This window comes from Nitrospirota bacterium, assembly GCA_016194305.1.
Lineage (GTDB): Bacteria > Nitrospirota > Nitrospiria > JACQBW01 > JACQBW01 > JACQBW01.
Genome location: JACQBW010000025.1, coordinates 1 through 11,369, shown reverse-complemented (window position 1 = coordinate 11,369; position 11,369 = coordinate 1). Strand labels below are relative to the sequence as shown.

The following is an 11,369-nucleotide window of genomic DNA, read 5'->3' as shown; positions in this document are numbered from 1 at the left end:
TTGAAAAATAAAAGGCCTTTCTTTTTAAAAATCGGCTTGATAATAGATATTAATTGAACTCATATAAGCAATCATCAGTAAACCCGTCATAAGGAGAGATATTCAGTGGATAAGATGACTTTTGCGTTGTTACTTCTTGCAATCGCGTTTACCGTTCTGGCCATTGCATCCAAGTTAAAGTCCGGCAGATCCTTGGTTTTTACAATCGGATTCTATATGCTGGTCACGGGAGCCTTTGCGAGCTATGCCAATTGGTTGCCCCAAACCAGAGGAGAAGTACCAGCCCCGGTTGATACATCAAAACTGGATGTCGACGCGATGCCTTCCGATAAACTTGCGGAAATGGGGGCGTCAATCATTTTTGATGACGCCAAAGCCTTAAAAGGAGCGGGTAAGGGGCAATGTCCCCTCTGTCATGGATTCTTTGCCGGCGTAGTGAGTGAAAGAGCGCCTAATCTGGCGGGAATTCCGGCCCGAGCCGCTGAAAGAATTAAAGATCCAATCTATAAGACTCAAGTCACTAGCGTCAAAGAGTCTTGTTCGGGCTGCGGAAGAGCTACAACCGCGGAGGAGTATATTGCCGAATCCCACTCCTGTCCCTCCTGTTTTGTGGTTCCAGGCTATGGCGTAAAAGGATCGAATGATAAAGAAAGTCCGATGCCGACAATCCATAAGGCCCCGATTGAGCTTTCTATTGAGGAGCAGATCGCCGTCGATACCTGGTTATTTGTCCGGGAAGGCGCCACACCCCCCACAGCGAAAGAGATAAGATCCGCCTATGAAAAGTTTATTCCGGAAGCGGAAAGACCTAAACCCGGTACAGATACAGCGGGTGGAGCTCCTAAACCGTCTGGCCCTGTTATTTTGACCGGCGCTGATAAACCGCAAGATATTATTATGAAGATGGGCTGTATTGCGTGCCACAAGATTCCAACCACCGCAGCCCGTTTTGGTACGGTTGGCCCTCTCCTGATGGAGGGAACCAATGCAAAGAAACGAATTGCTTCGCCGGAATATAAGGCAAGAGTTGCGGCAGGACAAGCGCATGCTATGAGCCCCAAGGAATATGTCATGGAGTCGATCGTTAATCCGAACGCTTTCATTGTTCCCACGTTTGGACAGGGACCTAAAAAGGATGAATCCCCGATGCCAAAAGAATTTTCAAAAAAAATGACCTATGAGGCAATTTCAAACCTGGCTGATTTCCTGTTATCTATTGACGAATCGGTCGCTAAAAAAGATGGGTTGCTCCCGTAATCGGGCTGGACATAAATCGCACGATCTTTCCTTAAATGTGAGAGGTCGTGATTTTCAAATAGACAAATTAATATAGGATTAATTAAAGAGGGGGAAATGCGGTGAAAGGATTGTGGATACCCGGCGCAATGCCCATAGAACTGATCTTGGTCGAAGTTTTCGCGTTATTTTTGTTTTTGGCAGGTAATTATTTTCTGAAAAAAGTATATGGAAGAGGGGTTTCCAAATTCTTCCAGGGTGTTTTACTTCTTATCGCCGCCTATATTATTTTCAAGTATATTATTTTCCCCCCGATCCCGGCGGCCCTTCTTTATACCTACATGGGATTGATTACGCTGGTGGTTTTCCTGCTGCTATCGACGACCGATCAGTCATGGAATGAATTTAAAGATCCCATTGTAAAGACTCTTGAAGGGGGCTCTCCCAGATTTAAGACCATTCGGATGGTCACCTTTGTCTTGGTTCCGGTTCTGGCAGGTTATGGCTCTTACAATTATATGTATCCAAAATATCAGGAACCGATTGAATTGAGAACGGTTCATCCGGCGCCACCCGCTTCGATTCAGGTACATGGTTCTGAGCTGATTTTGCAAAAGGCAAGGAGTCCTTTCCGGGTCAATGAAAAAGGGGATTATGATGAAAAAGTCGAAGATCGCTATCTGAAGGCAAATCCTTTCGATGATAAAGGGGTCGCCTATCTGAAATATGTGCGCGAAGGGGGCGAGATCTTTTTTCAAAATTGCCACTTTTGTCATGGGGACAATTTAAATGGCGCGGGGATGTTCGCATTCGCCTTTAATCCCATTCCGGCAAACTTTACGGATCCGGGGACGCTTGCCCAGCTCCAGCAGACTTTCGTTTTCTGGCGTGTTGCAAAAGGAGGAATTGGCCTTCCCCGAGAGGGATTCCCCTGGGCATCTGCCATGCCGCCCTGGGAAAAACATTTGACCACCGATGAAATCTGGAAAGTGATTGAATTTGAATATTGGCATACCGGTTATTATCCAAGAACCTGGGATTAATCCATTAATGATTTGAAGTAATTTAGTAGTATTTTAAGGAGAATACTTTCAATGAATAAAGTGAATGGCTCTCGAAATAAAAACAAGTTCTTCTTTTTGATCCTTGCAGGGGTCTTCTTTGCAGCGTCTTTTTTGCTGATCGCGGTCAGTTCAGCCGATGACAAAGGGAAGGATGCCGGTAAACCGACTGCTGCCGCTGCCCAATCCGGACGTCCTGATAAGGCCAGTCCCGAAGATTTGGAAGCCGGAAAAGCGATCTATTTCAAGAAATGTGTCTGGTGTCACGGTCCCCAGGGCGCTGGCGACGGTCCGGCTGCGGATCGGCTTTGGCCTCGTCCGAGAAATTTCAACGCTGGAACCTTCAAAATTCGACATACGGGGTCAGGGGAGTTACCCACCGAACAGGATCTTTTTCTAACGGTAACCCACGGTCTTCCCGGATCAGCGATGCCACCCTGGGGAGGTATTCTGTCTGATACCCAGAGATTGCAGGTGGTCCGGTTTGTCAGAACGGAATTGGTGAAAGATCGGAATTTTCTCGATAAAGATACCGAAGAGTTCCATGTGATTGATTTTGGAAAGCAGATCTCGACTTCTGCGGATAGTCTCGCAAAAGGAAAAGAAGTTTTCATGACCAAGGGGAAATGCGTCGAGTGCCATGGTAACGAAGGGCGCGGAGATGGCAATAAAACCCAGAAAGATGAATGGGGATTTCCGATCTTCCCCGCTGATCTCCACAAATGCTGGAATTTCAGAGGTAATCGTGAAGACCCTTATAATCCCAAGAATATTTTCAGAGAAGTTTCAACCGGTTTGAACGGGACACCGATGCCGAGTTTCGCTGACGCCTTGAGTATTGAGGAGCGGTGGAATGTCGCCAATTTTGTGATCTCGCTCTGTCCGAAGAAAAATATTGACAGGAATACCAATAAACCGGCCATTGACTTTGTCGTGAAATCCAGCTTTACGCAAGGGGAAATTTCGGGTGATTTGAACAGCAACGCGTGGGCTGATACAGAAGCCACCTGGGTGGGACTTGCAGGTCAGATTACCGAGAAGCCGAGGAATTTTGTCCGGTTAGTGGACGAAGTCTGGGTCAGATCTCTTTATAACGATAAAGAAGTCGCTTATCTTCTGGAATGGGATGATCGAAACAAGAGTGTCGGACCTGCGGAAGCCGGGAATTATGAGTTGCAACCGGCAGATGTCAAGGAAGTGCCACCTGCGGGAGAACCTGTTGCCGTTAAGGGTGGCGACGGCTGGACGGTATTTAATGATTCTGTCGGTATACAGTTTCCTCAAAAATGGGAAGCGTTAAATAGTCCGGAAAAACCGAGGTTCATTTTTGGAGATGAAAAAAATCCAGCGGATATCTGGAAATGGGATGCCAGTGGCGGTGTCGCCGAGTATACAGGAAAAGGGATAGCGAGTCCATTAACCCGTCGAGAGGCCCAGGATGTCAAAGCGATCGCCTCGGACTACTCAAATGGACGATGGCGCGTTATTTTGAAAAGAAGCCGCGAAACCGGGGACAAAGACAATGACGTTCAATTTAGCACGGGCAAGTTTATCCCGACTTCGTTTTATGCCTGGGATGGCAACAATGGCGATAAAGGAGCCAAAACAGCCATTTCCACCTGGTATTATACGATTCTGAAACCACCGGTACCTTCAAAAGTCTATTCGGTTCCCGTGGTGGTTGTCATCGTCGTCATTGGAATTGAATTCTGGTTGAGACGAAAATTCGGTAAAAAATAGTTTAACTGTTAATCATCATGAGTTGATCGGGAGGGTATTGATATACCCTCCCTTTTTTTTTGCAGATTCCTGAAATCAACTGAAGTAAAATAGGGATGTGTTTGAAAGAATCCCAAATGCCAGAGCCCTCTTTTATCTTCTGATTGTCATGATTGTCGTGGGACTTGCACCTCTCCTCCTGGTTCAAATAGGTGGGGAATCGGTAAAACAGAAGATCGGGCCGGAAGTTCAGGGCATTGACGAGTGGTTGAACACCTCCTCTCCGATGGCCGTCTCCCGGGAAAAAGGAAAAGTCGTTATTGTTGATTTTTGGACCTACAGTTGCATTAATTGTATCCGGACCATTCCATATCTGAATGACTGGTATGACAAATATCATGATCGGGGTCTTGTCATTATCGGCATTCATACTCCCGAATTTACATTTGAAAAAGAGGTTGAAAGAGTGAAAGAAGCGGTCTCTTTCCTCAAAATAAAATATGCGGTGGGTCTCGACAACCAGAAAAAGACCTGGGATGCTTTTGGAAATCATTATTGGCCGCACAAATATTTTTTTGGCCCGGATGGCACGCTTCGATATGAAGTGGTCGGCGAAGGACGGTATGACGAATCGGAGGATAAGATACAGGAGCTTCTTACTGAAACCGGGGTCGAATTCAAAAAAGATCACTTAAACCGGATGGCCGGAGAAGAGGTCCAGTTTCAGAAAATCAAAACCCCCGAAATCTTTTTTGGCACATTTCATGGCGGTTTCATTGGAAATCCGCTCGGGATTCTTTCAGGTTCGGGACGACCCTATCAATTTCCCCCGCAATTTGAAGAAAATGCGTTCTATTTGTCCGGCTCCTGGAATATCCAGGACCAATTTGCGCTTTACACAGGGCGAGAGCGAGGGGAAGTCCGCCTAATTTATGATGCCAAGAGCGTCAATTGGGTAGCAGGGACAAATCAAAACGGGATCTGGGTGGAAGTCATGCTAGACCGCCACTACTTAAATTCTGAAGAGGCCGGGGAGGATATCGTGATCGACTCGGAGGGGAGGAGCAAAGTCTTTGTTTCGCAAAAAAAACTCTATCGGATTATTCGCCACCAGGGCGGGTATGGCAAGCATCTTCTATCGTTAATCCTTTTTGAACCAGGAGTAGAAAGTTATTCTTTTACATTTGGATAAATGTCGCCATGAAAGGACGATCAAATGAAAAGTTTATTTGAAAAGAGCGGGTTCATCTCACCCTACGGCACTTTCGGAGCAGATCTCAGTTATCTCCTGGCAATAGCCTTCACCTTCTTGTTCATGCTGGGATGGGTTAAAGCCAAGAAGGGCCTGGGACAGTCCCACCATACCCTGACGCTCGTCGGAATGGTTGCCATGCTCGGTTATTTCGTGATTTATTATCTCGCCCGGGAGTTGGGAGCTGTTGCGTTCGAAAATAAGGAAGGATTCGGAGGCGGAGATTTCCTTTATTCATGGCTATTTTCACCCATCCTGACGATCCACATTTGGGTGGTGACGATCGGAATCATCCTGGCAGTCTATATGATCCTTTTAGGATTCAGGTCATCCGGCATGAAGGAGGGGAAAAGAGTGCTTCGGGAAGGAGTGCCTTCGCTAACTTTCAAAAGATTTTCGTTCCTGACGTTTGGAGTCTCGATTCTGCTGGCGCTGATCCTGTTTTCGCTTCGGATCCTATTCAGGCCCCCGAGTCTCGGGTTATTTATTGCCTGGTTCTCGCTTTGCGTCGGAGGTGGATTGTTGCTGATCGCATTGGAGGGGGGCATCAGCTATCTTTTCCCCGATGGAGCCAAAAGGCATCGGGCGTTGGGAACATTTACCATGATCCTTTACCTGACCGCTCTATTTACGAGCAGTGCCACTTATTTTATGCTTTACGTATTTTGGCCTCCCATTCACTAGATCCAATGTTCCAGAGGTTTAAATATCATGCCAAAAACCTCCTTAATCGGGATCGGAGGGCTCATATAATGTCCCTGGGCCGAATCACACCCCAATTCAATCAGTTTCAAGAGTGTTACTTTGTCCTCCACGCCCACTGCGGTGACTTTGAGTTCAAGAGAATGGGCCAGGTCGATAATCGATCGAACGATTTTTAGGTCTTCTTTTCCGGTTGAGATCTCTTTGATAAACGAGCGCGGGATTTTCAGCGACCGAATAGGGAGTTTCTTAAGGATGTTGAGTGAAGAATATCCGATTCCAAACTCGTCAATCGTTAAGTGGATACCCGCTCGTTGCAGAAGCTGGACGACATTTTGGGCACTTTCCGAATATTCCATGATCGCATTTTCGGTAATCTCAAGTTCAAGTGATTCGGGAGTGATCTTGTTCGCAATGAGCATTTTTACAATTTGGCCTGGCAGGACCGGATCGTGAAGATTTCGTGTGGAAATATTGACCCCGATATTGAGGTTCTTTCCGAGATTGAAAAGGGTCTGAAACTGGTTTAGTGCTTCCTTGATGACGAAGAGGGTGAGACTCTTGATTAAATCAGTATTTTCAGCGGGAGAGATAAATTCCGACGGAAGGATGACCCCGCGCTTCGGGTGCTTCCATCGGATCAGGGATTCCACTCCGATAATCTTCCCGGAACGCAGATCGATCTTGGGTTGATAGAGGAGGAAGAGCTGACCCGAGTCAATCGCGTGCGAGAGTTCACCCAGGAGACCCAGGCGATTGGAATTGATGAAAGGATCTTTTTTCGATTCATAGATCGAGAAATCGGTTCCGCTTCGCCTTGATTCGGAGAGTGCAATTTCTCCCTTTTGAATAAGTCCTTCCGGGGTCATGGCGTGCTCAGGAAAAAGAGAAATGCCAATGGAAGCTTCCGCAACCAGCGGAAAGTTTTCGATTTTAAATGGTTTTCTCATGGCTTCGCAAAGTGTTGTCGCAACTGAAAAAGCATGCTCGGCATCCGATTTCAGAATAATTCCGAATTCATCCCCCCCCAGCCTTGCTGGGAAATCATTTTCATGAATATTCTCTCTGATCCGTTGCGCAACGCTTTTTATTAAAGAATCTCCGTAACCTGAACCGAGAGACTGATTGATTTCTTGAAATCTTGAAAGGTCGAGGAGAAGTATGGCAAGCGATTGCTGCTTGTCCCCTGCGACATTTCTGATTATCTCCTGAAGTCTTTCCATAAATTGAATACGGCTTGGGAGACCGGAAAGGGTGTCATAGTATGCCAGGCGATGGATGGTTTCTTCGTTCCGGATCCGATCGGTAATATTTCTTACAAGCGCTGCAAAAAAAATTTCACCCTGACGCTTCCATTTGACAATAGAAATTTCGGCCGGAAACTCGCGGCCATTCTTATGGCGTCCGATGAGGGTTAATTTGCGTGAATCCATTGTGAGAGAATTGTGATGTTGATTTTCAAAATCTTGAATGTGATTTGCGTGGGATTCGATAAATCGGGCAGGGAGAAGAATGTCGAGTGGTTGACCAACGGCCTCACGCTCTTTATATCCAAAGATTATTTCTGCGCCAGGACTGAAAAACGTAATTTGATGCTGCGAATTGATGGTTATAATGGCGTCGGGAATCAGGGAGGTAATGGCAAGAAAGCGGGTTTCACTTTCACGAAATTTCTTATCGAGCTCTTCTGGATTCGGCATAAAGATCTCAAATTTTTAATTTTTAAGAGAATATAAAAAAAACGGGAGAAAGTAAATCATTTAGATCATAATATCATCTGACGGTCCAATTCAAGTTTCTGAAACGGAGCACCCTCTATCCGGATAGGCTGTCATTCCAAATTAGACCTTGAAATTGCGTGGCAATTCATGCATATTTAACCATTAAAATAGGCGAGCTTTGGAGTTCTGGACGAATCCGATTTTAATAAAACGAGTAGAGATAGAGACATGGAAGAGACGAAAAGCCTGAAAAGCATCCTCAATAAGCTCCAATATCCTGATGATGCTCAGGTGATGAAACAGTTGATAGACCAATCCCTGACTGTTAAAACCCGGATGGGAAGAATCCGGAGGAAAATCCTTGTCCTCAGCGGAAAAGGGGGCGTCGGCAAGAGCATGACCACCGTGAATATGGCCCTGGCATTTGCCCGGATTGGATTGAAGGTTGGAATACTTGACGTCGATTTAAATGGTCCCTGTGTTCCGAAAATGCTCGGAATGAGCGATGAAAAATTTACATTGACACCGGAAGGAGCGCTACCTCCGATTGGACCCTATGGGATGAAAGTGGCTTCGATGGAGTTTTTTTTGAAAAAGGATACTCCTTTGCAGTGGAAGGGCGCGATGGATCTTTCTCCGATCTGGCTCGGAATGGTTGAAATGAATGTCATCCGGGAATTTTTAGGTGATATTATCTGGGGAGATCTCGATATTCTACTGGTCGATCTTCCTCCCGGCGCAGCGGCGGACAAGCCGCCGGCAATTGTCGGGTATATTCCGGAACTTGACGGTGCGATTGTCGTAACCACTCCCTCAGAGGTCACCGGGGATGTGGTGAAGAGGTCCATTATTTATTCCAGGGACGTCGGAATCAAAGTGCTCGGTATCATCGAAAACATGAGCGGCTTTTTGTGTCCGGATTGCCATACCGAAAGCGAACTATTCGAAGGGAATTCCGATCAGCTCTGTCAGGACTTGAAGGTTCAGCTTCTGGGGAAGATACCTTTTAGTCGTAAAATGAGTCGTGCTTGCGATCAGGGCAAACCTTTGAATGACGAATCTGAACCGACAGTGCAAAAGTTTAATGAAATTGCTCTGAAACTTGCCGCTCAGCTAAAATTTAAGATGGCAGTTCAATAACTTAGGGGTAATAAATAGATTTAATACAGGGTGCTGGGAAGAGCCCACGTGCTCCCTCTTCGGACTTCCCTGATCGGATATTTATGGGAGAGTCGCAAGACTGAAAATTCGAGAATAAAACAGATGAGCGCTTATCGGCAGCCAGAAAGGGAACTATGAAGTTTGTTTGTATGAAGTGCGAAGCCTTTATGTTATTTCAAAAAGTGGAAAAACCGGGAGAAGACTCACTCGGGGTGATGTTTGAATGCCCGACCTGTGGGAGCCGGGTAGCCATGGTCACCAATCCGGGAGAAACGCAGATGGTCAGTGCCCTCGGTGTCAAATTGGGCGGAAGGACAACTGAGCCGGAACCATTCGAATTGACGCGGGGTACATTAAAAGAATCTTCGCAGACACCCATCGCGTCATCGCCACCTGCGGTGGCGAAGTCTCCCGTGCAGGAACAGGTTGCCGCGGAAGCGGGAAAATGTCCCTTCTCCTCGATGCTCGCTGGAATGAAAGAGGGGGAAGTCCCCAAAGTCACCTGGTCTCCGGAAGCATTGGAAAGAATGGAAAAGATCCCGGATTTTGTCAGACCGATGGTCAAGAGTGGAATCGAGGCCTTTGCGCAAAAGCAGGGTTACCAGGTGGTTACGCCCAAAGTCATTGATGAATCCAAGAATGACCAGGCCGGTTTTGAATGGACGGCCGGAGCGAGTCAGAAACTTGAAAATATTCCCGGATTTATCAGACCGTTGGCGAAAAAAGAGATCGAGCGTATGGCGATGGAAAAAGGAGTTGTTCAAATATCGGAAGAATTGATTGACGAAGTCAAAAGTAAGTTTGGTCAATTCATGTCGATGTAATCGGACATTGGGGAATACGAATAAGATGATTCCGTTTATTCAGCATCTGCAGAGGGAAATTGAAGAACACGATGCGGTGCATCATCCGTTTCTCAAGAAATTTTCGACTCTCCCCCTCACGCTTGATCAGATCAGAATATTTGGTCTTCAGCATTATCAGCTTGTTAAAATCTTTGTCAATTATATGACGAATCTTCAGCCGAGAATTCCCGATTCTTCAGCGGCGGCCCTTTTTCGACATGTATACGACGATGAATTTGGGCAACACACCATTTTCAGGAGTCACCCGGCTCTCTATCGGAATTTTCTCAAATCTCTTGGGCTTGAGGATAACGCCTGGGGAAGGGTGATCCGACTTTCGGAGGTGGAAAGCTTTGTGGAAACGCATATGGAATTGACGCGGGACGATGATTTTCGAATTGCCCTCGGAGCGATTGGTCCTGGACATGAATTTTCCATCCCGACCATGTTTTCCTATCTGGTGAAAGGGATAGAAAAGAACACCAGCCTCAAGGCAGAAGATTATGAATATTTTACCTGTCATATGGTTCAGGATGTCCATCATGCCGAAATATTCAATGAGCTGATCTCGCATTTTGATACCGCGGAAGACCAGCAGTTGATCCGTTCCGGCGCGATGAAATCGCTTGAAGCCCGCAAGCTTTTCTGGGATGGTCTGGAAAAAGCAATCTTTTCGCCCGTATTGATTTAGAGAAAAAATGAACTGGACACCGGACGCACTAAAAAAAATCGAGCAGGCGCCATTCTTTCTGAGAGGGATGGTGAAGAAGCTGGCCGAAAAGAAAGCGGAAACGGAGGGTATAGCCGAGATTACGCCGGAGCACCTATCCCGTTGGAAGAATGAAGGGATGGCGGGCGTCGAAATTCCGGCCCAGCCCGGTGGAATATTCTGGACCAAGAAGGCAAAAGAAATGCTCGATACTGTCCCCGAATTTATGCGTCCGATGACCCAGCGAATCGCTGAAGAGATCGCAAGAGAAGGGGGACATCTCGAAGTCAACTCCGAACTCTTTTCAAAGATAGAAGGTCTTGGGTTAAAAAATGACGCTGCTCCTTCAAAGCTGAACTGGACAGTGGGGGCCACGCAACTTCTTCGAAAGAAATTGCAGGAAACGCCTCCCATGGCGATGGATTTTGTCACCCAGATGCTGAAAGAGGACGCGGAAGAGATTGCGCTATCCAAAGGATTCAAAGAGATTACCGAGGAATCGCTTCATCTGATCTGGAGCGAAACGGAAAAAGAGATGAAATGGTCGCCTGAGGCCTGGAAGCGCCTTCAGACCTCTCCCGATTTTGTCCGCTCCGGGATTAAAAAGGCAGCGGAAAGGCGCGCCCGGAGAGCAAAAGCCGATGAAATTACTTCTGAAATGTTGACCCGATTTCGAAATGAAGCCATGATGAAAGCCGTCATACGGATCCGTCAATTTGGATACCAAACCCTTACGTTTGATGCGTTTGAAGATGCTCTGGCCAAAACGAGGAGATTGCAAGGCAATCCTGAAGCCGCAACCCGGCTGGGAGAGATTAAAGAATATATGGATCAGAGGGGAGAAGTCGGGCTCCTTGATCGCGAAATGATGGAAAAGATGAAGAAATATCTGCAAGGGGATGAAAAAAAACTCTTATAAGAGAATGGATGCTCTTCCTGATGGGTTTTCAATATCTTCCCCTT

Annotated in this window: 10 protein-coding genes; 9 read left to right on the top strand and 1 reads right to left on the bottom strand. The window is 46.6% G+C overall.

The genetic code is table 11. The features are described from left to right. Nucleotides 1-105 precede the first annotated feature (105 nt). The 5 genes from HY200_08315 to HY200_08295 all read left to right on the top strand — a co-directional run bounded on the left by HY200_08315 (nucleotide 106) and on the right by HY200_08295 (nucleotide 5,952). Nucleotides 106-1,257, top strand: a complete 1,152-nt coding sequence (locus HY200_08315; protein ID MBI3594947.1) for a nitric oxide reductase — start codon at nucleotides 106-108, stop codon at nucleotides 1,255-1,257. A 128-nt stretch (nucleotides 1,258-1,385) separates the two neighbouring features. Next, entirely contained in the window at nucleotides 1,386-2,279 is an 894-nt protein-coding gene (locus HY200_08310) for a cytochrome c (protein MBI3594946.1), read from the top strand. A 51-nt stretch (nucleotides 2,280-2,330) separates the two neighbouring features. Beyond that, on the top strand, nucleotides 2,331-4,037 hold the full coding sequence (locus HY200_08305; protein MBI3594945.1) for a c-type cytochrome: 1,707 nt from the start codon (nucleotides 2,331-2,333) through the stop codon (nucleotides 4,035-4,037). A 97-nt stretch (nucleotides 4,038-4,134) separates the two neighbouring features. Beyond that, a complete protein-coding gene (locus HY200_08300) occupies nucleotides 4,135-5,208 on the top strand; it encodes a redoxin domain-containing protein (protein MBI3594944.1) in 1,074 nt (357 codons plus the stop codon). Between the two features lie 24 nt (nucleotides 5,209-5,232). Continuing rightward, the gene (locus HY200_08295) at nucleotides 5,233-5,952 is read left to right on the top strand and encodes a DUF420 domain-containing protein (GenBank protein MBI3594943.1); all 720 of its coding nucleotides are present in this window, start codon (nucleotides 5,233-5,235) and stop codon (nucleotides 5,950-5,952) included. Here HY200_08295 and HY200_08290 read toward each other — a convergent pair. Further along, nucleotides 5,949-7,670 (bottom strand): EAL domain-containing protein, encoded by a 1,722-nt coding sequence (locus tag HY200_08290; GenBank protein ID MBI3594942.1) that lies wholly within the window; start codon nucleotides 7,668-7,670, stop codon nucleotides 5,949-5,951. The two genes, HY200_08295 and HY200_08290, sit on opposite strands and share 4 nt — an antisense overlap. 249 nt (nucleotides 7,671-7,919) lie before the next feature. On the opposite strand from HY200_08290, the gene HY200_08285 reads away from it, so the two are divergent. From HY200_08285 to HY200_08270, 4 genes are all read left to right on the top strand, one after another. Continuing rightward, a complete protein-coding gene (locus tag HY200_08285; GenBank protein MBI3594941.1) occupies nucleotides 7,920-8,831 on the top strand; it encodes a P-loop NTPase in 912 nt (303 codons plus the stop codon). A gap of 578 nt (nucleotides 8,832-9,409) precedes the next feature. Beyond that, on the top strand, nucleotides 9,410-9,676 hold the full coding sequence (locus HY200_08280; protein ID MBI3594940.1) for a PCP reductase family protein: 267 nt from the start codon (nucleotides 9,410-9,412) through the stop codon (nucleotides 9,674-9,676). A 25-nt stretch (nucleotides 9,677-9,701) separates the two neighbouring features. Further along, on the top strand, nucleotides 9,702-10,388 hold the full coding sequence (locus HY200_08275; protein ID MBI3594939.1) for an iron-containing redox enzyme family protein: 687 nt from the start codon (nucleotides 9,702-9,704) through the stop codon (nucleotides 10,386-10,388). Nucleotides 10,389-10,395: 7 nt separating this feature from the next. Continuing rightward, entirely contained in the window at nucleotides 10,396-11,325 is a 930-nt protein-coding gene (locus HY200_08270; GenBank protein MBI3594938.1) for a PCP reductase family protein, read from the top strand. Nucleotides 11,326-11,369 lie beyond the last annotated feature (44 nt).